This is a genomic window from Candidatus Poriferisodalis sp. (assembly GCF_965208925.1).
Lineage (GTDB): Bacteria > Actinomycetota > Acidimicrobiia > Acidimicrobiales > Poriferisodalaceae > Poriferisodalis.
Genome location: NZ_OZ242364.1, coordinates 2764662 through 2789582 on the forward strand (window position 1 = coordinate 2764662; position 24921 = coordinate 2789582).

Genomic DNA, 24921 nt, shown 5'->3' on the forward strand with positions numbered 1-24921 from the left:
CACCCAGCGAGTCACATCGTCAGCTCTTGGCCTCGGTCAGCATGTCCTGCACGATCAGGCCCAGGTCGCCCATCTGGGGGATCAGCTCCAGCCGCTCGTACACGTCCGGCGGCGGGTAGATGCCCGGGTCCTCCAGGATCTCGTCCAGGATGTACGGCGTCGCGGCCTCGTTCGGGCTGCCGTAGTACGTGTAGTTGGTGAGCGCTGCGCCGTTCTCGGCATCGAGCAGGAAATTGATCATGGCGTGGGCCGAGCACACGTTGTCGGCGTTGTGCGGGATGGCCATGGTGTCCACCCAGCGAACACCGCCCTCGACCGGGATCGTGTACACGTGCGTCTCATACGCGTCGGTCTCGAAGAACGCCTGCGCGAAGCCGCCGCTCCAGCCGTGGGCGACGTCGACCTCGCCGTTGACCAGGTCGTCGCCGTAGGTCACCGAGTCGTACTTGACCAGTCGGTCGTTGGTGGCCTTCAGCAGCGCTCCCGCCTCGCGGATCGCGTCCTCGTTGCCTGACTCGATGGTCTCGGTGATGCTGTAACCCAAGTACTTGAGCGCCGCCGACACGGCCTCGGGAGCGTCGTCGAGCATCGAGATGCCTCCGGGCACCTGCGCTGCGGTGTCGGCATCGAAGATGACCGCCCACGACGATTCGCCTCCGATCGCATCGAGCGCGTCGTAGGTCATGCCGATGCCGGTGGTGCCCCACTGGTACGCCACGTGATACTGGTGCTCGGGGTCGAATGGCGGGTTGTCCCACGCGTCGTCGAGGTTGGCGACGTTCGGGAGCGCGTCGTAGTTGAGCGGCAGCAGCAGTTCCTCTTCGATCATCAGCGCCACCATGTAGTCCGACGGCACAACCAAGTCGTAGATGGCCGCCTCGGACTCGACCTGGCTGAGCATCTGCTCGTTCGACTCGTAGACCGTGTAGTCGATGCTGACGCCGGTCTCCTCCTCGAAGGCCAACAGCAGCTCCTCGTCCATGTAGTCGGCCCAGTTGTAGAAGGCCAGGTCGCCGTCGGTCTCGCCGGGTTCGCAGTCATCGGCGGCGTTGTCGCTGCCCCCGCCGCCGCATGCAGCCACGAGCAGCGCCGCCGTGGCTGCGAGCGCGAGCCATCGGTACCGGCGCAGCCGCCCCCTGGTCTGAGATGTGATGGACATTGTTTCTCCCCTTGTCGAGATAGTCGAATTCATGGTGTCGTGCTCCTCGGACGCTGCAGGGCCAGCGAGGCCACGACCAGCGTGATCGAGGCGGCCAGCATCAGCGTGGAGATGGCGTTCAGCTCCGGTGTCACGCCCTGGCGGATGGTGCTGAACACGTACACCGGCAGCGTCGTGGCACCCGGGCCGGCGGTGAAGGCGGAGATGACGACGTCGTCGAGCGACAGTGCCAGCGCCAGCAGCGCGCCCGCGGCAATTCCCGGTGCGATCAGCGGCAGCGTCACCCTTCTGAACGTACGCCATGGCGTGGCATACAGATCACGTGCCGCCTCTTCGAGGGTGCGATCGAATTGATCCAGCCGTGCGCGCACCACCACCGCGACGAACGAGATGTTGAACGCGATGTGGCTCAGCGCAACCGTGGTGACGCCCAGGGTGAGCCGTGGCCCGAAGGTGTCGATGAGCTTGAACGCCTCGGCGAAGAAGACCAGCAACATGACGGCCATCGTGATGTCGGGGATGACGATGGGCAGGTACACGGTGCCGTCCAGCGCCCGGCGGCCCTTGAAGCGGTAGCGGTCGAGGGCGAGCGCCACTGCGGTGCCGAGCACCGTGGCGACGATCGTGGAGCTGATGGCGACGATCAGCGACACCCGCAGCGCGCTGATGATCTGCGTGTTGCCGAGTGCTTCGCCGTACCAGCGCGGCGAGAGGCCCTGCCACACATTTACTCGCTCCGAGTCGTTGAACGAGAAGATCACGAGCACGACGATCGGCACGTACAGGAATGCGAACACGAACCAGGCGTTCGCCTTCAGCAGGCGCCTCGCCGAGGCCTTGGTGCCGGCAGTGCCGAGGCTGCTCATGGCGCACTGGCCCCGGTGCGTTCGGCATTGGCCGAGTTGCGCTGATTGACGGCCACTGCAACGAGCATTGCCACGATGATGAGCACGCTCAGCGATGCACCGAGCGGCCAGTTGCGCGCCGCCTGGAACTGGCGGGCCACGTACGAGCCGATGAGCAGCGTCTTGGCCCCGCCCAGGATCTCCGGCACCACGTACGAGCCGAAGCTGGGCACGAACACCAGCACGCAGCCCGCCACGATGCCCGACCGGGTGAGGGGCACCGTCACCTTCCAGAAGGCCTTCGCCCCGCTGGCATACAGATCGCGGGCGGCCTCCACCAGGCGCCAATCCATTCGCTCGAGCGCCACATACAGCGGCAGCACCATGAAGGTCAAGAAGCCGTACACCATGCCCAGCACCACGGCCGTGGGCGTGAACAGGATGCGGAATGTGCCGAAGCCCATGGCTTCGCTGAGCGCAGAGGCGGGGCCGTTCGAGCCGAGCAGGAAGCGGATGGCGAACACCCGCACGAGCCCGTTGGTCCAGAACGGGATCATCACCAGCACGAGCAGCCTTGCGCGTAGGCGGGGTGGACGGGTGGCCAGGTAGTAAGCGAAGGGGTACGCCACGACGAGGCACAGCACCGTGGTGAGGAAGGCCAGCCACGCAGAGCGGGCGATGATGCCCAGGATGACGTCGTCGGCAATGCGCTCGTAGGAGTCCAGGTTCCACCCGCTCAGGGAGGTGCGGCCGGTGGACGTGCGGGTCGCGAACGAGTACACGGTGATGAGCCCAAGGGGGACCATGAAGAAGATGAGCAGGTACAGCGCACCGGGTGTGGCGATGAGCGTGCCGGTGCGCCGGGCCCTGCGCTGTGCGCTGCGTTCGGCGGGGGTGAGCGAATCCGGCGCCATTGCATCGGGCCCGGTCGGCGTCTTCGATGCTGGCTCGTCGGGTCCAGCAGCGGTCTGCTGCGCCGCCGCAGGCTTGACGCGGCGCAGCGACGGCATCAGTCCGTGACCACCGTCGTCGTCGCAGGCGACCAGGCGACTGAGACGGGTTCGCCGGCGGCGAGCGCTGCGGACCCGGTTTCTGCCCTCGCCGTGATCGTGGCCGTTCGCTCGCCGCCGCTCGTCGTGCCGGCACCAGCGGCTGGGCCGATCGCGACCGTGTAGACGAACGCGTGACCGAGATAGGTGGCGTCGAGGATCACCCCGCCGAGGCTCGGTGCGCCGTCGGGTGCCTCGCCGCGGCCGTGCAGTCGCACCTGCTCGGGCCGCACGCTGAGCGCCGCCGGAGTTCCCGCGGCCAAGTCGGTCTCGACGGCGACGACCGCGCCGGAGTCGAGGCGCATCGCCGTGGGGCCCTCCACGACGCCTTCGAGCAGGTTCGTCCGCCCGATGAAGTCGGCCACGAAGCGGTTCGCAGGGTGCTCGTACACCTGCGTCGGTGTCCCCACCTGCAGGAGGCGCCCATCGGACATCACGCCCACCCGGTCGCTCATGGCCAAGGCTTCCTCTTGGTCGTGCGTCACGAAGATGAAGGTGATGCCGACCTCGCGCTGGAGCGCCTTGAGCTCGGTTTGCATCTCCTGGCGCAGCTTCAGGTCGAGTGCACCCAGCGGCTCGTCCAGCAGCAGCACCTTGGGATGGTTCACGAGCGCTCGGGCCAGGGCGACACGCTGCTGCTGGCCGCCTGAGAGCTGCGAGGGCCTGCGCTGCTCCATGCCTTCCAGGCGCACCAGCGCTGTTGCCTCGGCAACCTGCCGGTCGGCCTCAGCGCCCCGGATGCCGCGCATCTGCAGGCCGAAGGCGATGTTCTGGGCGACCGTCATGTGGGGGAACAGCGCATAGGCCTGGAAGACGGTGTTGACCGGTCGGCGGTCGGGCGGCCACGAGGCGACTTCCTCGCCGAAGATCGCCAGCCTTCCCTCGCTCGGGATGTCCAGGCCGGCGATCATGCGCAGCGTGGTGGTCTTGCCGCAGCCCGATGGCCCCAGCAGGGCGAAGAATTCGCCGTCGCCGATCTCCAAATCGACCTCGTCGACGGCCACCACATCGCCGAAGCGTTTCGAGATGCCATGCATCTCCACGGCCGGCACGCCGGTGCGGCCTTCAGCGGCCGGCCCGTGCGCCTCTCCGTCATCGCGTTCGGCTGCCGGCCCGGTCACCGCGCCGTCGCCGCTCATGTGAGCCCGAGAGGGCTGGCCGGCGCGCCAGCCCGCACGGCCTGCGTGCAGATGAAGTCGTGGGCGAGGGTGGCGGCCGCCAACGCCGTGATCTCAGAGACGTCGTAGGCCGGGGCGACCTCCACCACGTCCATGCCGACGATGTCGAAGGGCGCGAGGCCGCGCACGATCTCCAGTGCTTGTGCCGTGGTCAGCCCGCCTGCCACCGGGGTGCCCGTGCCGGGTGCGAAGGCAGGGTCGAGGCAGTCGATGTCGAAGGTCACGTACGCCCGCCGGTCCGCGACCTGCTCACGCACGACCTCGAGCACTGCCGCGGGCCCGTTGCGGTGCACCCAGGGCGCGCCCAGCACAGTGAATCCGTAGTCGTCGTCGTTGTGGGTGCGGATGCCGATCTGGACCGATGCCGACGGGTCGATGATGCCCTCCTGCAGCGCTCGCAGGAACATCGAGCCGTGGTCCAGGCGACCCTCGTCGTCGGGCCACGTGTCGGGGTGTGCGTCGAAGTGGATGAGCGCCAGCGGGCCGTGCTTGGCCGCGTGGGCACGCAGGATCGGGTAGGTGACGAAGTGGTCGCCGCCGAAGGTCACCATCTGGGCATCGTGGGCGAGGATCTCGGCGCAGTGGGCTTCGATTCGCTCTACGGCCTCGGTGGGATGGCCGTAGTCGATGAAGCAATCGCCGTAGTCGACCACGGCGAGGTAGGCGAACGGGTCGAAGCCGAAGGGGTAGGCGTCGAGCTCGGCGAGGCCTGTTGACGCCGCCCGGATGGCGCGGGGGCCCAGGCGTGCGCCGGGCCGGTTCGACGTCGCCATGTCGAACGGGATGCCCGACACGACGATGTCGGCATCGGCGATGTCGCGGGTGTAGCGGCGCCGCAGGAACGACAGCGCGCCGCCGTAGGTCATCTCGGGCTTGCGACCGTGCAGGTCCTCCGAGCGGAATGCCTGGTCGCCGAGAGCTTCAGCGCCGGAGCCGGCGATCAGGCCCCCGCCGCCCGTCGCGGGTTCGGCGCTGTCGCTCACGCGCCGTCTTCCGAGGGGCCGCGCAGCTCAGGGTTACGCCACACGATCAGCGCCGCCCAGCTGTCCGTGGCCGGATCGGCGATGTAGTTCGGCAGGCCGCACACTGCCTCGAACCCGTTCTCGATCTGAAAGCTCAGGGTCCGGTCGTACAGCCGGCCTTCCCGTACCTCGGCGATGTACTCGTCGGCGGTCATGTCAGCTTTGTGGTCGGCGTAGCCGGGGATGACGCCGCCGGCCACGATCCCGTCCAGCCCGAGGTCGATGCAGACCTGCTTGCGCAGCACGTAGAGCTCGGCACCGATGCCGCGGCGGCGGTGGGAGAGCCGGGTGGCAATGCTGGTGCCGTAGTACCAGCGGCCGTTGGGGACATGCCCGCTGCTGCTGTGGTCTTCGGGGACGAGGTCGGCGATGGTGTGAATCGGGTTCGCCATGTCGAAATCGCAGCGAATGCCGACCCCCATGGCCACCAGCTCGTCGCCGTCGAAACCGGCGAAGCAGCCCTCGGCGAAGTCGTGCGCCAGTTGCTCGAAGCCTTGGGCGTCATAGAGATCATTGCGATCGGCCGTGGGATGCGAGGCCAGCTCCAACGCCTCCAGCTCGGCGGCCCACTCCGGGAGAATGCGGGCGTATCGCAGGCCCGAGCGCTCGCCGACTGACACGGCGTCGATCTCACGCATTGCAGACCCCCCGGACGGGCGCATGCGACGCCCAGCTGCCGCGCGAGACATTACTGCTGGGCCGCGGAGCGGCCGGTCGCAGCCACATCTGCCACAGCATGGCTGGTGCGCCCATCGGCGGCCAGGCGCACCACTAGCGTCCGCGACATGGCTGCCGCCGTCGACTCCGATCCATGGTCGCTGGAGACGGCATCAACGACGCCGCTGTGGATCGACCGGCTGGAACCGCCCATCGCGCCGCGGCCCGCAGTCGAGGGCGACCTCGACGTCGATGTCGCCATCGTCGGCGGCGGGTTCAGCGGCCTGTGGACCGCGTACTACCTGCGCCGGCTCGAGCCGTCGCTGCGTGTGGCCGTGCTGGAGCGCCACTACTGCGGTTTCGGAGCCTCGGGACGCAACGGTGGCTGGGCAGTAGGGGAGCTGGCGGGTTCCTTCGATGACTACGCGCGGCGCGCCAGTCCGACCGAGTCGCTCCGTTTGGTGCGAGCCGTCTTCGACGCGGTGGACGAGATCGGGCGCGTCACCCAAGCCGAGGGGATCGATTGCGATTACGCCAGGGGCGGCACGATCCGGGTGGCGCGTACTGCTCCGCAGGCCGAACGGCAGGCTGCCGAGATCGCCGAAGCCCGCCAGATCGGGTTGACCGAGGACGAGCTGCGCCTGCTCGACGCGGAGGAGGCCCGCGATCAGCTCAACGCCACTGAGGTACGCAGCGGCTTGTTGCTGGGGCCATCCGCAGTGGTTGATCCGGCGAAGCTCGTGACGGGGCTCGCCTGCGCGGTCAAAGCCTCCGGTGTGGAGGTCTACGAGCAGACTCGTGCCACGGCCATCGAGGGCGGCGCCGTGCAGATCGGCACAGCGGGTGCTCGCGGCTCGCCGATGAGCCGTCGCCGCTGCGAGGTCCGGGCACCTGTGATCGTGCGCGCCACTGAGGCCTATACCCGGGATCTGCGCGGGCTGCGGCGGGACATCCTGCCGGTGTACTCGCGCATGATTGCCACCGAGCCGCTGCCCGATGCAGCATTCGACGAGATCGGCTTGGCCAATCGTCCGAGCTTCGCCGACGACCGCCGCATGGTCACCTACGGCCAGCGCACCGCCGACAACCGGATCGCGTTCGGCGCAACGGGAGTGCCCTACAGCTTCGGTTCGCGCATCGTGCCGTCAACCGAGTCCCACATGGGGATGCATCGCCGAATCTGGCGTGTGCTCACCGACATGCTCCCGCAGGTCGCCGATGCCCGCATCACTCACCGCTGGGGCGGCGTGCTCGGCATCCCGCGCAACTGGCTGCCCGGTGTCCGCTTCGACCCGCGGACGGGCGAGGGCGTGCTGGGCGGCTACGTGGGGGAGGGCGTTGCGGCGTCCAATCTGGCGGGGCGCACGATGGCCGAGCTGATCTGCGAGCGAGCTACTGAGCGCACGAGCTTGCCGTGGGTGGGCGTCAGCTCCCGGCAGTGGGAGCCCGAGCCGCTGCGCTGGCTGGGGGTGCGTGCCAGCCGCGCGCTGCTCGGCGTGGCCGACCACCGAGAGCTGCGGACGAATCGTCGCGAGCGGGTGGCCTCAGGGATCGCGAAGCTCCTGCGCGGCGGCCACTGAGCGGCCTCAGCGAGCCGTCCCGCCTCTGCCTGCTGCGTCACGGCTCAATCTGCCGACGCAGCGCTCGCGAGCCCATAGCCGTGGCGGCCATGGCGAAGACTGGCGGCGCGTCAGTCGCAGTCGAGGCGGTAGGCGCCCTGGTGGGGGACCATGATGCCGGCGGTGGGTCCCCCGAAGTGGGTGCCGATTACCAACGTCTCACCGTCGGCCCAGTCGCCGAAGGCCTCGTGGCGGGTGCGGCGGGCCTCGTCGGGGTCGGTGTCGAACATCGAGCTGAGATCGGGGTCCGCGAGCTGCATCGGGGTGTGCGCCATGTCGCCGGTGATGATTGCCCGCTTGCCGCCGTCTTGGATCACCACGGACAGGTGGCCCGGTGTGTGGCCCGGTGTCGACTGGAACGAGACCTCCGAGCAAATGCTGTCGACTGCCTCGACCATGTTGGCTCGGTCCGCGGCGGCGATGGGCGCAACGGAGTCCTCGAACACCGCATCGCCGAACAGGTCCTCATGGTTGGCCCAGTAGTCGTATTCGGGAGCGCAGAACAGGTACTCCGCGTTGGGGAATGTGGGCACCCATTCGCCGTCTGCGCTCAAGCAGGTGTTCCAGCCCACGTGGTCGACGTGGAGGTGGGTGCACACCACGTGAGTGATGGCCTCGGGCGGGAAGCCCGCTGCGGTCATGTCGTCGAGGAACGGGCCCTGCTGCTCATGCCAGAGGGGGTTGGAACGCTGCTTGTCGTTGCCGACGCAGGTGTCCACCGCGATGCGGTGCTCTCCGGCAGAGATCACGCAGGTGTGGATGCGCTGCAGCAGGTAGCCGTCGTCGCTGACGAAATGCGGTCGCAGCCAGGGCGCGGCCTCTGCGCGGGCCAGCACCCCGCCCTTGCTCACCCCGTCATAGAGGAACCGTGGCGATGTGGGCGTGGCGGTTTCCGAGATCGACGTGATGGTGACCTCGCCGATCTGCCAGCGCTGCGGCTCGGCATGCTCGCTGCCGGCGTCTGCCTGGCCGGCTTCGCTCTCAGCGCCGGCGTTCACGGCTGGCGCCCGACGTAGCCGAGGTAGCGGTGCGACATCGGGGCATCGTCGGGCACATCGATCGCGTCGGTGATCAATCGCCACTTCCGGGGAATGTCGCCCAGTGCTTGCACCCGTGCGAGGGTGGCCTCGCACAGGTCGTCAGGCAGGTCGATGGGGTTGCCGGTGGACTGGGCCAGGTCCCATGCATGGGTCAGCGGATCCCACTGCACCATGCCAACGAAGTTCTCGAAGCTCATCGGTCCGAACCAGTACTTGTCTTCGGCGGACAGGTCGGCCCCGTCTATTGCGTCGAGCACGCCGTCGCGGGTGGCTTGCCACTGGGCCGCCGGATCGCCGGCGTCGTCGGCCATTTGGGGCATGCTCACCTCGCCGGTACGGGCGATGCCGGCGAGCGCATCGAGTACACCGCACTGGTGGCGCAGCAGTTCGGTTGCGTTCCAGTCGGCGCACGGGGTGTCGTTGCCCCAGGCGTCGTCGGGCACGCTTGCCACCACCGAGTCGAAGAGCGCGACGGAGCGCTTGAACTGGTCAACGATCTCGCTCATCGGCAAGAACCTCCCTGTGTGGTCGCGCCCTCCCGCTTGAGGCAGGGCGGCGATCTGCGGCGGATGCCGATGGTAGGCCGACTCGCGCCGGCGAGGCGGGGTCAGCCCGCGTCGACGAGGTTGACCCGCAGGCCGGCCAGCGCCACCTGGCTGTCGTTCACGTAGCAGTCCCGCGTGCGGGCCGCGGCGAGCACCGCCTCACGATCCACGGTCGCGACATCGATGCCGCCGAGGCCCTCGCCGCGCCCGTCGGCTTCAGGCACAAAGCGCAGCGTCGCGTTGTCGAGCTGGATCGTGGGGTGGCCGTCGCTGTCGGTGCCCAGGTCGATCTGCGCGATCTGGCTCCAGCGCTCGGCCAGCCGCTGCGGATCGGGGCTCTGCAACTCGGCCGCGGCGATGCTGCTCACCCGGTCGGTGCAGACGTACGGCTCCCAGTTGGAGCCCGCAGGCGTCCAGGAGCCCCCGACCTCGTCGCCTGTCGGCCCGGTCATCTGGTCCATCTCGAAGAATGCGCCGCCGGTGTCGGCCGGGTGCAGCTGCATGCCGACGTGGCCTTCATCGGGGAAGTTCATCTCGAATGCGATCCGGATGCCCAGCTCGTCGACATGGGCGCGGCGTGCAGCAACGTCGCTGACCTGGGTGATGACCATGTAGCCGGTGTCCCCGCCGCGCCGCTGCTGATACCGGCCGGCGGCTGTGTCTTGCTGGATTGGCGTGACGCACTCGAGAAACTGAGTGCCCACCGGCCACAGCACGTTCTTGAGGCCGAAGATGCCGACACCGGGATCGGTAAAGCACGGCTCGACGCCCAGAACGCTCTGAATGTCCGCCGAGGTCTGGGCCAAGTCGGCAGTAGTCACGGCAATCTGACGAAGACGAATCCACATGCGCGTCACCCTAGGACGCTGTGCCGCACCGCCGCAGCGTGTTCGCCGCCATGACTCGGGGCTACGTCTCAGACGCCTTCCGTGGACGTCTGCCTTCGGAGCGGACAGCCCGCGATGGGTCCGCCTGATCGGCCTCAATCTGTGACACCAACTCGGGGTTCCTCAACAGCGCAGCCTCGTGTGCCGAGATCACAACAGTACGCGGGCCCTCATTGGTCCCGTCATCCACGCACGAGGGATTGCCATGGCTCCTGGCGTGGAGAAATCTGCACACCGTGCACTGGGCCGGCTGCCGTGTCGCACCCTCGCAGTAGCTTCGCCGTCATGGACAAAGAGCAGTACTGGGCGCAGCGTCTTGAAGAGTTCCTCGACTACGTGAGGAGCACCACGAGCGCAACGGACCCGACCAATGCTGTTGCGAATCTCCGAACCGTCGTGAGCCGCTGGATCGGTCACGCGCTCGAGCGGCAGGCACATCCTGGTGAACGAAACGAGGAACTCCTGAGTGAGTGGGTCACGAACGTACTGGTTCTCGATGTCAGACCTCAGGGGGATTATCGCTCTCGTGTCGGGCGGTGGTGGAATTGGATTCAAAACCAGCCGATATCAGTAGAGGCTGATGTCGTGGACCAAGACCCGTCGGAGCGGCTCGCCCGACTTGTCGCCGAGTTCCGCAGACACGGCAACGACTCGGCGATCGCCGTAGCAGATGGCGTAGCCACAGAAGGTGGGAGTGTCGGCGGCTACTCCTTGGCTGACCAGGACGTACATCTGCGAGCACGCGAGCGCTTCGAAGAGATATTGCGTCGGCTGCCGACGATGCCGCATCCTGAGCGGCAGCAGATCAAGGAGGTCTGGCGTCCGAAGGGGCAAGGCAGCTACGGCGGCGTTGGCCAGATCGTTCAGCTCGGCTCGTTCATTGACCGAGCGAGCGAGGCGGAGTGGGAGAGACTAAGCGGGCAACTGGTTGCGCTTTGCTTCGGAGAGGATGACCTTGCCGACCGGTTGCAAACAGCCTTCGACGAAATCTATGGCCTGGGGTGGGCCAGCGCGACCCGCGTAGTAGCTGTCATTGATCCACAACGAGTAATCCCCAACTACTCGTTGGATCACGCAGGGCGCTGGGCGGGCAAGCTCGTCTGTTTGCAACTGCTCATAGACGAGGGGCTGCTTGATTCCGAAACGCGGCACCGTGCAGAGACCGTGCTGCGGGAGCACCCGCGCAGCAAGCCGTCGGGCCGGGCGGTCGTCGAGTCGAACGATCTGCTGCTGGAGATTCTCCGTCCGCACTTCACCGACGGCGATTCTGTGGACACATGGGGCATGCGGACGTTTCTGTACTGGCTCAGCGAGCGCGTCATGGAGCGCCAGGAAATGGACGGCCGTGTCGGGGGTAGTGACGGCAAGAAACTCGACTTGTCCACGCTTGTGGCTGAGTTCCGGGCCAGCGGCTACCCCAGCGATGACGATCACCAGCATGAGTTAGCGCGAGTCGAGTTTGAGCAGATTCTGAGGTCATTGCCAGAGATCACTCATGAAGATCGCGAGGCGGTCAAGGCGGTGTGGAATCCGGCTGAGTTTGATTACGGCAGCGTGGGGTACGCAGGCGCGGGGGCCAACAAGCTCGTCAACAAGGCGTCGGCGCAGGACTGGCTGCAGATTCGCGATGAGTTGGCCGAGGTGTGTTTCGGCGGTGATGACGAGGTCACACGACTTGATCGAGCCGCCGCGTCTGGAGTCCTGAGTGGCGTGCGGTATGTGGTCGGGACGCGTCTGCTCGCAATTTGTCGGCCGCACGACGTCATCCCGATCTACCTATTGCGCAAGAGCCGCAAGTACCCGGGCGTCATCGACATGATCGAGGTTCTCGACCGGCTGGACCTCATCGGCGATGACCTTCGACTGGTAGCTCGAGAGCTGCTCTCGCTCTCGGGTGCGGAGCTGAATTCGGGAACAGTGGTAATGCAGGCCAACGACCTACTGCTCGAAACGCTGCGCCCATACTTTGCTGACGACGGTGATGTCGACACATGGGGAATGTCGAAGTTCCTCTACTGGCTCATGGAGCGGCACCCGAGCGACGAAGAGGCGGACGAACCATGGATCGACGACGGTGACCTAGCGGCGCTGGCGACGGATCTGCTGTGCGATGTGGGATTCGTCAAAGACATCGTGGCGCTCTTGGAGGACAAGGGGCAGGTGATCCTCTATGGCCCGCCTGGGACGGGCAAGACCTTCTTCGCCCATGAACTCGCGTGGGAACTGACGAGATACGACGATGCCGACGAGCATCCGGGGTACTCGCTGGTGCAGTTTCACCCGGCGTATTCGTATGAGGATTTCTTTGAGGGGTTCCGGCCCCAGGTTGATGACAACGGGCTGATGACTTACGAGCTGACGCCGGGACCGCTGGTTCGCCTCGCAAGGCGTGCGCAGGAACATCCCGACGAGCTGCATGTCATGGTCATCGACGAGATCAACCGGGCGAACCTTCCCAGAGTGCTGGGTGAACTGCTGTATCTGCTGGAGTATCGCAACGAGGCGATCCAGACCCAGTACCGACCGGATGAGGATTTCTTGCTTCCCGAGAACCTGTGGTTTATCGGCACGATGAACACGGCCGACCGGTCGATTGCGCTCATAGACGCGGCGATGCGCCGGCGGTTCCACTTCGTGCCGTTCTTCCCAGATCGTGAGCCGACGGCGGGACTGCTGCGGCGCTGGTGTGAACAGAACGAGCAGGGACAGATATGGATCGCTGACTTGCTCGATGGCGTCAACGAGCGACTCCGCAGTGATCTCGGAGGTGACCACATGCTCATTGGGCCGAGCCACTTCATGAAGAGCAACCTGGACAAGGATGGTGTGCGGCGAATCTGGGAGTACAACATCGAGCCGCTGATTGAGGACCAGTTCTTCGGTCGTCAGGAAGTCATCGATAGTTACCGGTTCCGCGAGGTTTGGAAGCGTCACGGGCCCGGAGCGACTGCGTCGGGTTCGGAGACGCGAACGCCGGACGGAGCCGGCGATGACGATGAACCCCAGTCCGCTGGCGATGAAGGCGCCGAGAGCTACGGCGACGACTAGATGACATTCGTCGACACTGCGGTGAGGCCGGACGCCCCCGGGATGGATCGTGCCGCGGGCGAGGGCAGACGAATTGTGCTTCAGGAGTGGAGCACCAAGCGTCTGCGGCTGGGCGGCGAAGCTGCGCGCCGCCTTGGGGAGACACCGTGGGTGTCGGTGGAGACTGACCGGGAGAACGGCTGGTGGAAGGTGTCAACTCGGCAGTGGGTCGGGGGATTCACGCTGGGCGATCTACGCATCATCGTGCGGCCGAAGATCAAGCCCGAGAACCTGTTCTTCCTGCTGGAAGTGGGGCTGCCGTCCGAGGCGTGGCAGGCCGAGGCCATCGACTACGCGACCACCGATGAGCTGCTGCCAGCGTTGGTGTCGTTCTTCGCACGCACGGCGGAAACCACGCTCGCGCGCGGACTCTTCCATCACTACCGGCACGAAGAGGACGACCTGCTCGCGCTGCGAGGCCGTATCGACTTCGTGCGGCAGTTCCGTCGGGGCGGGGTGCTGGTGCCGATGGCGTGCTCGTGGGACGACTTCACGGCAGACGTCGACGAGAACCGCTGCCTGACAGCCGCAGTTCGACTGGCGCTGCGTGTGCCCGAAGTGCCACATGACGACCGGCGGCGGCTTCGCCGGCTGCTCGCCGCTCTCGATGGTGTGGCCGAACCCACTGTGACGATGGCGTTGGACAGTCTTGATCGCATCCAATACAGCCGGCTGAACGAGCACTACCGACCGGCGCTGGCGCTAGCACGCCTGATCCTGGCCAACTGCACCCTGCAGGACCAGCACGGCGACACCGCGGCATCAGCGTTCATGCTGGACATGAACCAGCTCTTCGAGGACTTCGTGACGGCCCGGCTCCAGCGAGCGCTGCGCGGGCGGTTGGATGTGCGACCGCAGATACGGCCCTATCTCGATGACGAGCGCCAAGTCCAGATCAAGCCGGACCTCACCTTCCGTCACCGCGGCGAAACCGTCGGTGTCGCCGACCTCAAGTACAAGCTCGCGGAAGCCGATACGAGCATCACGGGCGCTGCCGGGCCGCTTGCACGGCACGGCGACTACTACCAACTGCTGGCCTACACCACGGCACTCAAGCTGAGCGAAGGCACCCTCATCTATTGCGCCGATGTCGATCGCGACACATCCGCCGGACCTGGCGGTCCAGCTGGATCGGTTGGAGTCCCTCGGGGCGCAGACGATGCTCCGGGGCACGATGGCGATGTCACAGCTCTAGCTGGGTCAGCAATCACGGTTCGGCACGCGGGAACGAAACTCCACGCCGTCGCCATTGACCTTTCGGGCACCCCAAGCGACATTGAAGCTCAGATCGCCGCCCTTGCCGATCACCTGAAGAGATCGACGGAACGCACAGCCGCCTCTGAGCCTGCGTCGGGATAAGCCGCTCGCCTGATCGGTCGTGCGAGCCAGCGGCGCCGGCACCGGAACCGCAGCTCAGCAGACCGGCGTCAATCCCGTGATGCACTGAGTCACACCCAGGCGCGAACCAGTGCCACGGATCTTTGATGTCACACCCCTTTCGTACGGTTGTTCTATGGCAATCGGCAGCGAATCGGCTCTGGGCAGTGCACAGGCCACGAACGCCGTTTCGGTCGGCGGCGCGACCGGCGCCTTGGCGTTGGGCGGGGTGCGTGTGGATGCGGCTGACGTAACCGTGCTGTGCGGGGCGGGGCTGCGGGATCGGTTACGTGAGATCGCACAGGCGGAATCGCGACTGGCCGCGATGAAGGCCGACACACTGGGTGAGATAGCGCGTCGAAGCGGCGACGGCGCGGCTGCGCATGCTGCGACCAACGAGATGTCGGTGTCGGGCCGCAAGGCTCGCAGCGATGTGCGCGACGCGGTGCGGCTCGGCGGTCTGGACGCGACCCGGGACGGGCTCGCTGCGGGTTCGGTGCCGGTGGGACACGCGCAGATAATCGCCCGCGCTGCCGGCGACGCTCCGGTGGACGAGCGGTATTTGGCACAGCGGGCGACCGAGGAGGGCTATGACGAGTTCCGCCGCACCGTGGCGCGCCATGTGGCCGAGGTCAGCGAGAACGACGGTGTGTCGGTGCTGGAACGCCAGCGCCAGGCGCGCACTGGCACCATCGCGACCAGGGGCAGCGACGGCATGACGGTGCTGCATCTCGAGGTCGACTCGGTCACCGGTGCGCGGCTCGGCAGTGCGGTCGCTGCGATGGAGCGGCGCCTGTTCAGCAACGAAGGCGCCGATGCGCGGCGCACACCGCCACAACGTGCAGCGGACGCGATCTGCCAGCTGATCCTCGAACCCGACGCGAAGCGTCCTGCGGGGACGTCGCTGATCGTGGTGGCCGACTACGACCTGGTCAACCACCAGCTCGCCAACGGTCGTCTCGCTGATGGCACTCCGGTGCCCATTGGCGAGATCGCACGCCTCGCCGTCGATGCCGAAGTGCTGCCGACAATCTTCGAAGCCGCCACCGGCGATCTGCGCATGGGACGCAGCCGCCGCACCGCCACTGAGCTCCAACGTGCGGCGCTCGCCTTGCGCGACAAGGGTTGCGTGGGCTGTGGCATGCCGCCTGAACGTTGCCAGCATCACCACATCGACCACTGGCAGCACGGCGGTCCCACCGATTATGAGAACCTCCTCACGGTCTGCCCTGACTGCCACAACCACAAGATCCACCAACAAGGCTTCATCGCCCAATGGCATCCAGGCAAGCCCACCAAACCTGGCCAACCCGCGAATCCTGGCCACTACGAACTCCAGCCGCCTGACACCGCGATCACTGCTACCAATACGCACTCCGACAGCCGAATCGGGCCACGAGCACCGCCGTACTGAACGAAGCGGGGCAGCCCCGCGATCGGGTGACAGCAGCGTCAGTCGGTTGAGGAACGTCGAGGCGGGCGGTGGCCGTCGAGGAGGCTGTTCAGCTCGGCGCCGGCGAGCAGGCCCATGGCCAGCAGGTAGAGCCACAGCAGCAGGCTGAGGGCGCCGCCGAGCAGGCCGAAGACGGCGTTGACGCCATTGGAGGCGAGCTGCAGGTAGGCGCCGAAGCCGCCCGACACTGCCAGCCACCACCCGGTTGCCAGCAGCGCCCCGGGCACTTCTCGTCGCCAGGTGAGCTTGTGGCGTGGCGCGATCCGGTACACCGTGGCCGCCCAGGCGACAACGGCGATGACCACGACCGGCCAGCGGAGCCAGTCCCACGCTGTGCTGAACGACGTTCCCGCGCCCAGCCGGTCCGCAAGCTCGGTACCCCCGCCGAACAGGGGCCCGACCACCACCATCGTCGCCACGACGACAGCAACCACCAGCGTCAGGAACGTCAGCGCGAAGCCCACCAGGCGGGTCGACAGCCAGCTGCGAGCGCCGTAGTGACCGCGTGTGACGTTCAAGGCACGCACCACGGCGATGAAGCCGCGCGACGACGCATAGGCAGCCACGACCACACCAACGGTCACCACCCGAGCGTCGGAGCGGTCGAACAGGTCAGCGACCGTGGCATCGAGCGTGTTCTGGTCGCCGAAGGTGTCGCTGATCCGCTCGAGCAGCCAATCCTCTGTGCCCGATGCGGCGCTCTGGCCGATCAGCACGTCGAGCGATCCCAGCAATGCAGCGAACACGATGATGGCCGGGAACAGTCCCAGCAGAGCGAAGAAGGCGATCTCCGCCGACAGGCCGCCGATGCGCTTGGTTCCCCAGTCCTGCCGGACTTCGCTGGCGATGTTCAGTGCGCTGCGCGTCAGCGAGCGGAGCCGCGTTGTGCTTTCCGCTGTGCTTTCTGCCGGAGCGTGCTCGCTGTTCAGGAGGAGTCAGCCTTCGCAAGCTCTGCAGCGCGCGCCACGAGGCCGTTGCGGTCGATCTTCGCGGTCGAGGCGAGCGGGATCTCGTCCACGAGCCAGACATGCCGAGGATGTGCATATGCGGGGCCGTTGGCGAGCGCGTGCTGCTTGACCTCGTCGGCCGTGAGCGTGTGGCCGGGCTCGGCACGCACGAAGGCAGCCGGCAGCTGGCCTTTCAGCTCGTCCGGCACTGGGACCACCACGGCCTGATGCACTCCAGGGTGCTTTTCGAGCATCTGCTCGACGGCGTCGGGGTAGATGTTCTCGCCGGCGCACACGAACATGTCGTCTACACGGCCCACGAAGTAGTACCAGCCGTCTTCGTCACGGGTCATCAGGTCGCCGGTGTGATACCAGCCGTCGGTGAGGCGCTCTGCGGTGACGTCGGGCAGGTTGTGGTAGCCGGTCATGACGCCGGGCGAGCGCACCCACAGCTCGCCGGCATCGGAGTCCTCGCCGGTGTCGGGGTCGACGAGCCGTAGCTCAACCTTCGGGTGCTGATGGCCGACCGAGATCTTCGGCCTCGGGTTGCCCTCGGGGTGCGGGCCGAACTCCAGCACGGCTTCGGTGGTGCCGTAGCCGTTGGAGACGAGCGCCTGGGGCAGCAGCCGCTGCACGTCGTCGTAGAGCGCTTCGGTCAGCGGTGCCGATCCGATGAAGGCGCGCTGCACCGAGGACAGGTCGGGGACCTGCTGGCCCGCCGCTACACGGGAAGCGATCTCGGCGGTGACGAGAGCGAACATGGTCGGCACGCCCGAGCACATCGTCACACGATGTTCGGTGATCGCCTCGATGTAGCCCGACGCAGTGAATCCCCCGAGGAGCACCACCGTGCCACCGTTCGCGAACGCCAGCTTGGACGACATCGAAGCGTTCTTGTGATACAGCGGGGCCGAGACCAGCATCACCTCGCCCGGCATCGCCGCGCCGTATTCGAGGACGGTAAAGGTGACGTTGCGGTGGGTCAGCAGCACGCCCTTGGGCCGCCCGGTGGAACCCGAGGTGTAGATCTGCACCGCGATGTCGTCGCCGTCCACGGCGGCTGCCGCGCTCAATGGCTCGTGGGCCACCAGGCCGTCCCATTCGGCGGTGCCGATGACGATGTGCGGCATGCTCGGCGGCACCAGCGGCGCGTGCTCGGCATCGGAGATGACCAGTTGCACATCGGCGTCGTCGAGGATGTACGCCTGCGTCTCGGCGGGAAGCCGAGTGTTGAGCGGCACGAACACGAGCCCTGCCGCTGGGGCGCCGAACATCACGTCGTAGTACTGGCCGCAGTTCGCTGCGAGCAGCCCGATGCGAGTGAACGGCGCCAGGCCGCGGGCCGCGAGGCCTGCCCCGCAGCGCAGCGCCCGTTCTCGCAAGGCAGATGCAGCGACATGCTCGGGCGGTGTGGCTGAGCGATCAATCAGCACGACGGTGTCGTCGTGCGGGAAGCGCTCGAGCAGCTCGGCGATGTTCATCGTCGTTGCAGGCTACGACGATGAGTCATTGGCTGTTTGCCGTGTAGCCGGGGCAGGTTCCACTTCGACGAGGGTGTCGTGGAATGCGGCCGAACCGACATCGGGGTCGTGGCCGCCGACTGCCGCATTGGTCAGCACGTTGACCGTGCGCTCGTCGGCGCCGCCCGCCCACCAGCCGAAGGGCATCGTCACCAGGCCGGGCTGGAGGCGGTCGGAGACAGCGGCCGTGGTGAACAGCTCGCCGCGGTCGTTGTACACACGCACCCGGTCGCCGTCGGCAATGCCGCGTGCCGCTGCGTCGGCCGCGTCGACCTCGAGCTGCGGCTGGGGCGGATCGGGAAGGTGGTGCTCGAACCCGCCGTAGTGGCTGTTGAGAAATCGCTGGTGCTGCTTGAGCGACATGAGCGCCAACCGATAGCGCCCGGCCAGCGCAGCGTCACCGCTCGGTGATTCTGCTGCGGGTCGGTAGCGGAGTGCACCGAGGCGCAGCGGACCCAACTGACGGGCTGGAGCTGCTGTGCGGTGCATCTCGCCGGGCGTATCGTTCCCGGCGCTGACGGCACCATCGGCTCTGCCGGCCGAATCGGCGCAATCCGGCCTGGGTGCCACCGGAACTGCCCGCTCCGTCATCGCGGACCAGCCTTCCGGCACTGCCAGCCGCGCCCAGCCGTCGCGCTCCAGCCGTTCGTAGGTGATGCCGTCGAGCCACGGGTGGCCGCTCGCGAGCAGGTCTCGCGCCACCTGTTCGTCGCTGTCGGCCAGGCCGGATGTGTCGAGCGTCAGTGCGCCGGCCAGTCGCCGGAAGATCTCCGTGTTCGGCAGGCACTCGCCGAGCGGGTCGATCGCCGGCAGGTTCAGCGATACGTAGAGGTGGCCCCATGCGTTCATCAGGTCGAGATGCTCGATCTGGGTCGTGGTAGGCAGCACGATGTCGGCATAGCGAGCCGTGTCGGTCATGAACTGCTCGATCACCACGGTGAACAGGTCGTCGCGTTCGAGGCCCGCCAGCACCCGGTTCTGGTCGGGCGTGATGGCGGCGGGGTTGCAGCCATAGTTCAGCAGCACAGTGACCGGCGGTTGCAGACTGGCATCGGTGAGGGTCGCGCCGAGGGCTGACATGTTGACGGTCCGCTGCGGCCCCGGCGGCGGCACGAGATCGGCAAATGCCGTATCGAAGTACACCTGCGTGGAGCGCATGTAACCCGAGCCCGACACAACGGCGAGAGCAGCTACGGCACGGTGGATGTCCTGGCCGTGTTCACGGTGCTCCATGCCGATCAGCGCACGCAGCACAGCAGGCCGCTGCTGCGCAATGCGATGGGCCAGCGAGATGATGTCGGCTTCGGCAAGCCCGGTGATCGAGGCAGCGCCCTCGAGGCCGAGGGCCCTGGCTTCGGCACGAAGTTCGGGCCAGCCCGAGGCGGTTGCGCTCACACGTTCCTCGTCGATGAGGCCGACGCGGTCGAGCACGCCGATCATGCCCAGCACGAGTGCGACATCGGTGCCAGGGCGCGGCTGAATATGCCAGTCGGATCGCTGAGCAGTCATCGTCGAGACCGGGTCGACGACGATGACCATCGCCCCGCCGGCCCGGGCCGACTCGATGTAGGGCCACAGGTGCCGGTTGGTGAGCAGCGTGTTGGTGCCCCACAAGACAACGGTCTGTGCCATGGCGATCTCGGCGGGGTCCGCGCCGAGCGGCACCCCCAGCACGTCGGCAGCGCCATGCCAGGCAGTCACCCCGCAGATGTGCCGATTCAGACGGGTTGCGCCCAGCGCTGCGAAGAACCGATCGGCCAGCACACCCTTCTGGACAAGTCCCTGGGTGCCGTCGAGCGAGTAAGGCAGCACAGCCTCGCCGCCGTGCCGTGCCACAGCGGCGCCGATCCGTTCAGCAATCTCGGCGATTGCGGCATCCCAGTCGATCGGCTCGAAGCGGCCCTCGCCCTTGGGCCCGACTCGCCGCAACGGCCGCAACAGCCGGTCGGGGTGGTACACGCGATCCAGGAAGGGGTTCACCTTGGGGCAGAGCTGGCCGTCGGTGAAGGGCTGAGTCGGGTCGCCCCGCAGGTGCACTGCGACGCCGTCGCGGACCGTCACCTCCCACGCGCAGGTGTCCGGGCAGTCGTGATGGCAGGCCCCGCGTACGACGGTCGGTGCGTCGGTCATCGGCCGAGAATTCCCGGCGGCGTTTCAGCCATCGCCCCTAGCATGGCGTACCGGAACCCGCTCGCTCGCATCGAATTGCGGGTGGAGCGTGATCGAGGCCATCGCCCTATGTCCCAGACGACGATTCCGGCGACGCCAGTCGCTGCGCCGCCCCTTGGCGAGCCGTCGCGCCTGTTCAGCCCGGCGTTCCTCATCCTGAACATCAGTGCCTTCTTCTCGGCTGTCTCGTTCTCGACGCTGCTGCCGCTCATCTCCCTGCTGGTGGTCGAGCGGACCGGCGGCGGCGATGTGGCAGTCGGCTTTGCGATCAGCGTGTTTGCAGTCACGGCGATTGCCGCCCGGCCGACAATCGGCATCCTCGGCGATCAGAGGGGCCGACGATTCTTGGTGGTGTCCGGCTGTTTCTTGACGGCCCTGACCACGTTCGGGCACGTCTGGGCGGACACGTACATCGTCATCTTGGCGATGCGCCTGCTCATCGGTGCGTTTCAGGGTGCCTTCTTCGTCGGCAGCGCAGCCATGGTGAGCGACTTGGCGCCCGAGCACCGGCGCGGGGAAGCCCTCAGCTGGTTCTCGGTGGCGATCTACGGGGGAATGGCAATCGGCCCATGGGTCGGGGAGGCAGCGCGGGAATGGGGAGACACCTCGACCTCGCTGGACGGCTTCGACGTGGCATTCGTGGTGTCCGGCACCCTCATGCTGGCTGCGGCGGCAATCGGCACACTGCTGCCCCGCGAGGAATCGCTCTTGATGCCGATTCCGCCCCCGAACGGCCAGGCGATCTCGCCGTCCGCCGTCGAGGGCTCCTTCCGGGCCCGCCGACTGCCGAGCGCCGCGCAGCCCACGGTGTTCGAGGTGATCGGAACTGACGAGTCGCCGACCCCGGCGCCGGCTGGCGTGCCGCACGGCCAGGGGGCCACGCTCATGAGCCGGTTGTTCTACCGCTCCGCGATCTGGCCTGGGACCGTGCTCGCGATGGGCATCATCATCTTCCCGGCGCTGCAGGGTTACCTGCCGAAGCTGGCGGAAGAACAGAATCTCGGCGATTTCGGACCCGTCTTTGCCGTGTACGGCGTGCTCGTGCTGGTGGTCAGGATGATTGGGCGCAAGCTGCCCGACCGCCTCGGTACTCGCCGGACGGCGACGCTCGCCCTGACAGGAGCCGCACTGGGCATGGCGATCATCGGCACGTTCGTCACGCCCCTGGGCTTGTACGTCGGCGTGGTGGTCCTGGCACTCGGCGGGTCACTGCTGTACCCCGCACTCATGGTCGCCGCAGTCGATGGTGTGCCTCCGTATGAACGTGCCCGCGCTGTGAGCACCTTCACAATGTTCTTCGAGCTCGCAGCGGGGTTCGGCGGGCCCGTCCTCGGCGTGACTGCAGCTGTGGTGGGCGCTACCGTCGGCGCCTTCTATGCGGCAGCCGCCTGCTCGCTTATCGGCATCGTGCTGCTGTGGATCTGGCAGCGCGGCCTAGCGCCAAGCGAGCGCTAGCAAGCGCGGTCGCGCCCCCAGTTGCTCTGGCGAGTCACGGCCGAGTGGTGCGAGCAGCGCTCAACTCGTGCCCAGCAGGATCATCGCGGCGATGTAGATGGCGAGCAGGGCGACGCCGTCGATGCGCCCGGCGCGCTTGCCCACCAAGGCGCCCAGGTAGGCCAGCATGACCACGGCCATCATCGCCCCGATCCCGAGGCCGGTCAGCGACGGGTCGTCGATGGCGCCGGCTCCCACGAGCCCCATCGCCCCGCCCACAGCCAGGCTGTTGAAGACGTTGGAGCCGAACAGGTTGCCCACGATCAGCTCGGTATGGCCCTTGCGGGCAGCGGCCACCACCGTCGCCACCTCCGGCAGCGACGTGCCCAGCGCCACGATCGAGAAGCCGATGAAGCCACCGCTCAGATTCCAGTGCTGGGCCAGGGCGATAGCGCCTTCCACGGCGAGCTGCGCACCGACGATCACACCGCCGAGGCCCAAGACCGCCCGCGCCAGATTGCGCCATGCCGTCCCGGCGTCACGTGCGGTCGAGCCAGGAGCGCCGCCCGCATCAGGCAGCCGTTCGTCATCACGCGACGTGCGGATCAGCCACACCAGCGTGATCACCATGAGCACTGCCAGCAGACCGCCTTCGAGCCGGCTGAGGTGGTCGTCCATCACGAGCAGGGCGAAGACGGCGGCGGTCGCTACCGACCAGGGAACGTCGCGACGCAGTGCGATGTTGGAGAACGGGATTGGCATCAGCAGCGCCGCCAAACCGAGGCCCAGGCTGAGGTTGGCCACGTTCGAGCCCACGATGTTGCCCACGCCCAGCGCCGGGTTGTCGTTGATCGAGGCCAGCGCGGACACGACCATCTCGGGGGCTGAGGTCCCGAATCCCAGCACCACTGCGCCGATCACTGCGGGGCGCATGCGCAACGCCGTCGCCAGGCGCGACGCACCCGCCACGAAATGGTCTCCGGCAACCACCAGCAGGACCAATCCTGCCAGCAGCGCCAGCAGTGCCCAGATCATCGCTGAGGTGTCCGGGGCTCGTTGAGCGCCGTCAACCGGCTGCTAATGGTTGTGCCGGGGCGTGCCATGGGCGCGGGCAGTGTCCCGGTATTTGACCGCCGGACGCAGCACCATGCCTTCGTCGAACTGGGTGACGATCGATCGCTGGATCTCCTGCCACGGGGTGTGGGACGGCGGCACCGGGTAGCCGCCGGCGTCATCCAGCTCGGCGCGGCGTCGGGCCAGCTCGTCATCGCCAACCAGCATGTCGGCGCTGCCGCGTCGCAGGTCGATGCGGACACGATCGCCGGTGCGCAGCAGCGCCAAACCGCCGCCGACAGCGGCTTCGGGCGCAGCGTTCAGGATTGACGGCGACCCAGACGTGCCTGATTGACGGCCGTCGCCGATGCAGGGCAGCGAGTGGACGCCGCGCACCAGCAGCGCTGCCGGCGGTTGCATGTTGACCACTTCGGCACCGCCGGGGTAGCCGACCGGGCCCGTCCCGCGCACGAACAGCATGCAGTGCTCGTCGATGTCCAGATCGGGGTCGTCGATGCGTGCCCGGTATTCCTCCGGCCCGTCGAAGACGATGGCACGGCCCTCGAATGCATCGGGGTCGTCGGGATTGGACAGGTAGCGCTGGCGGAATTCGTCGGAGATGACGCTGGTCTTCATGATGGCGCTGTCGAAGAGATTGCCCGACAGGTTGATGAAGCCTGCATCGGCCAGCAGCGGCTCGCCGGCTGCGCGGATCACATCGGTGTCCATGATCTCGGCGTCCGCGCAGTTCTCGCCGATGCTGCGACCGTTGGCGGTCAGCGCCTCGGGGTGCGGCAGCAGCCCGGCCCGCATCAGCTCGCCGACCACGGCCGGTACACCTCCGGCGTGGTGATAGTCCTCGCCGAGGTAGTCCCCAGCAGGCATCAGATTCACCAGCAGCGGCACTGCGTAGCCGTGTTTCTGCCAGTCGTCGTTGTCGAGCGGTACGCCGAGGTGTGCGGCGATCGCGTTGAGATGGATCGGGGCGTTGGTGGATCCGCCGATCGCCGAGTTCACGACGATGGCGTTCTCGAACGCCTCGCGAGTCATGATGTCCGACGGCCGCAGGTCCTCCCGCACCATCTCGACGATGCGCAGCCCGGTGCGGTACGCCACCTGCGCTCGCTCGCGGTACGGAGCCGGGATCGCTGCGGCGCCGGGAAGCTGCATGCCCAGCGTCTCGGCGAGCGAGTTCATCGTGGTGGCGGTACCCATAGTGGAGCAGTAGCCCACTGATGGCGCTGAGGACGCCACCAGATCGATGAACCCCGCATCGTCGATCTCGCCGGCGGCATAGAGCTCGCGCGCCTTCCACACGACCGTGCCCGAACCGGTACGGCGGCCCTCGTGCCAGCCGTTCAGCATCGGACCGACCGACAGGGCGATAGCCGGCAGGTTCACCGTCGCGGCCGCCATCAGGCATGCAGGGGTGGTTTTGTCGCAGCCGATCGTGAGCACCACGCCGTCGAGGGGGTATCCCTGCAGCACCTCGACGAGGCCCAGATAGGCGAGGTTGCGGTCGAGCGCAGCCGTGGGACGCTTGCCGGTCTCCTGGATGGGATGCACGCCGAACTCGAAGGCGATGCCGCCGGCCTCCCGGATGCCCTCGCGCACTCGCTTGGCCAGCTCGAGGTGGTGGCGGTTGCACGGCGACAGGTCTGAGCCGGTTTGGGCGATGCCGATGATCGGCTTGCCCGACTGGAGCTCCTCGCGTGTCAACCCGTAGTTGGCGTAGCGCTCGAGGTACAGCGCCGACATGAGCGGGTCACCCTCGATGTCGAACCAGGCCGCTGAGCGCAGTCCGCCGCGCCCGATGCCGGGATCGGGGCCGCTGGGATGAATCGAACGGGGTTCAGAGGTCGGAGGTGCATCTGGTTCGG

19 protein-coding genes are annotated in these 24921 nt (G+C 67.2%); 5 read left to right on the top strand and 14 right to left on the bottom strand.

What is annotated here, in order from left to right:
- Nucleotides 1-19: 19 nt before the first annotated feature.
- From ACOGI5_RS12145 to ACOGI5_RS12170, 6 genes are read right to left on the bottom strand one after another with little or no spacing between them, the layout of a single operon-like run.
- Entirely contained in the window at nt 20-1159 is a 1140-nt protein-coding gene (locus ACOGI5_RS12145) for a polyamine ABC transporter substrate-binding protein (protein WP_419864673.1), read from the bottom strand.
- A gap of 29 nt (nt 1160-1188) precedes the next feature.
- Complete coding sequence (locus ACOGI5_RS12150) at nt 1189-2025, bottom strand: ABC transporter permease (protein WP_419864674.1); 837 nt, start codon at nt 2023-2025, stop codon at nt 1189-1191.
- The gene (locus ACOGI5_RS12155; protein ID WP_419864675.1) at nt 2022-3014 is read right to left on the bottom strand and encodes an ABC transporter permease; all 993 of its coding nucleotides are present in this window, start codon (nt 3012-3014) and stop codon (nt 2022-2024) included. Before ACOGI5_RS12155 ends, ACOGI5_RS12150 begins: the two co-directional genes overlap by 4 nt.
- Nucleotides 3014-4192, bottom strand: coding sequence for an ABC transporter ATP-binding protein (locus ACOGI5_RS12160; protein ID WP_419864676.1), 1179 nt, complete (start codon nt 4190-4192; stop codon nt 3014-3016). Before ACOGI5_RS12160 ends, ACOGI5_RS12155 begins: the two co-directional genes overlap by 1 nt.
- Nucleotides 4189-5172 (bottom strand): agmatinase, encoded by a 984-nt coding sequence (gene speB / locus ACOGI5_RS12165; protein WP_419865481.1) that lies wholly within the window; start codon nt 5170-5172, stop codon nt 4189-4191. Before speB ends, ACOGI5_RS12160 begins: the two co-directional genes overlap by 4 nt.
- Before the next feature lie 38 nt (nt 5173-5210).
- A complete protein-coding gene (locus tag ACOGI5_RS12170; RefSeq protein ID WP_419864677.1) occupies nt 5211-5891 on the bottom strand; it encodes a GNAT family N-acetyltransferase in 681 nt (226 codons plus the stop codon).
- A 147-nt stretch (nt 5892-6038) separates the two neighbouring features.
- On the opposite strand from ACOGI5_RS12170, the gene ACOGI5_RS12175 reads away from it, so the two are divergent.
- On the top strand, nt 6039-7490 hold the full coding sequence (locus ACOGI5_RS12175; RefSeq protein ID WP_419864678.1) for an NAD(P)/FAD-dependent oxidoreductase: 1452 nt from the start codon (nt 6039-6041) through the stop codon (nt 7488-7490).
- Between the two features lie 110 nt (nt 7491-7600).
- On the opposite strand, the gene ACOGI5_RS12180 is transcribed toward ACOGI5_RS12175, so the two are convergent.
- The 3 genes from ACOGI5_RS12180 to ACOGI5_RS12190 form a co-directional block, all read right to left on the bottom strand.
- Nucleotides 7601-8527 carry an MBL fold metallo-hydrolase gene (locus ACOGI5_RS12180; protein ID WP_419864679.1) on the bottom strand — a complete coding sequence of 309 codons (927 nt, stop codon included), beginning with the start codon at nt 8525-8527 and terminating at the stop codon, nt 7601-7603.
- Nucleotides 8524-9075 (bottom strand): TIGR03086 family metal-binding protein, encoded by a 552-nt coding sequence (locus ACOGI5_RS12185; protein ID WP_419864680.1) that lies wholly within the window; start codon nt 9073-9075, stop codon nt 8524-8526. The genes ACOGI5_RS12180 and ACOGI5_RS12185 overlap by 4 nt, the downstream gene beginning before the upstream one ends.
- A 101-nt stretch (nt 9076-9176) precedes the next feature.
- On the bottom strand, nt 9177-9962 hold the full coding sequence (locus ACOGI5_RS12190) for a hypothetical protein (protein ID WP_419864681.1): 786 nt from the start codon (nt 9960-9962) through the stop codon (nt 9177-9179).
- Nucleotides 9963-10286: 324 nt separating this feature from the next.
- On the opposite strand from ACOGI5_RS12190, the gene ACOGI5_RS12195 reads away from it, so the two are divergent.
- The 3 genes from ACOGI5_RS12195 to ACOGI5_RS12205 all read left to right on the top strand — a co-directional run bounded on the left by ACOGI5_RS12195 (nt 10287) and on the right by ACOGI5_RS12205 (nt 15879).
- Entirely contained in the window at nt 10287-13049 is a 2763-nt protein-coding gene (locus ACOGI5_RS12195) for an McrB family protein (RefSeq protein ID WP_419864682.1), read from the top strand.
- Nucleotides 13050-14447, top strand: coding sequence for an McrC family protein (locus tag ACOGI5_RS12200; protein WP_419864683.1), 1398 nt, complete (start codon nt 13050-13052; stop codon nt 14445-14447).
- A gap of 154 nt (nt 14448-14601) precedes the next feature.
- Nucleotides 14602-15879: a DUF222 domain-containing protein gene (locus ACOGI5_RS12205; protein ID WP_419864684.1), complete on the top strand. Its 1278-nt coding sequence runs from the start codon at nt 14602-14604 to the stop codon at nt 15877-15879.
- Between the two features lie 38 nt (nt 15880-15917).
- Here ACOGI5_RS12205 and ACOGI5_RS12210 read toward each other — a convergent pair whose 3' ends face one another.
- Genes ACOGI5_RS12210 through ACOGI5_RS12220 form a run of 3 tightly spaced genes read right to left on the bottom strand, consistent with a single transcriptional unit; the run spans nt 15918 to nt 20515 of the window.
- A complete protein-coding gene (locus ACOGI5_RS12210; RefSeq protein ID WP_419865482.1) occupies nt 15918-16847 on the bottom strand; it encodes a YihY/virulence factor BrkB family protein in 930 nt (309 codons plus the stop codon).
- Nucleotides 16844-18346, bottom strand: a complete 1503-nt coding sequence (locus ACOGI5_RS12215) for a class I adenylate-forming enzyme family protein (RefSeq protein WP_419864685.1) — start codon at nt 18344-18346, stop codon at nt 16844-16846. Before ACOGI5_RS12215 ends, ACOGI5_RS12210 begins: the two co-directional genes overlap by 4 nt.
- A gap of 12 nt (nt 18347-18358) precedes the next feature.
- Nucleotides 18359-20515 carry a molybdopterin-containing oxidoreductase family protein gene (locus tag ACOGI5_RS12220; RefSeq protein ID WP_419864686.1) on the bottom strand — a complete coding sequence of 719 codons (2157 nt, stop codon included), beginning with the start codon at nt 20513-20515 and terminating at the stop codon, nt 18359-18361.
- 42 nt (nt 20516-20557) lie between these two features.
- On the opposite strand from ACOGI5_RS12220, the gene ACOGI5_RS12225 reads away from it, so the two are divergent.
- Entirely contained in the window at nt 20558-22009 is a 1452-nt protein-coding gene (locus tag ACOGI5_RS12225; RefSeq protein WP_419864687.1) for an MFS transporter, read from the top strand.
- 60 nt (nt 22010-22069) lie between these two features.
- On the opposite strand, the gene ACOGI5_RS12230 is transcribed toward ACOGI5_RS12225, so the two are convergent.
- Together ACOGI5_RS12230 and ACOGI5_RS12235 are read right to left on the bottom strand one after the other, a co-directional pair.
- Nucleotides 22070-23023 carry a calcium/sodium antiporter gene (locus ACOGI5_RS12230; protein WP_419864688.1) on the bottom strand — a complete coding sequence of 318 codons (954 nt, stop codon included), beginning with the start codon at nt 23021-23023 and terminating at the stop codon, nt 22070-22072.
- Nucleotides 23024-23065: 42 nt separating this feature from the next.
- Nucleotides 23066-24856, bottom strand: a complete 1791-nt coding sequence (locus ACOGI5_RS12235) for an IlvD/Edd family dehydratase (protein WP_419865483.1) — start codon at nt 24854-24856, stop codon at nt 23066-23068.
- Nucleotides 24857-24921 lie beyond the last annotated feature (65 nt).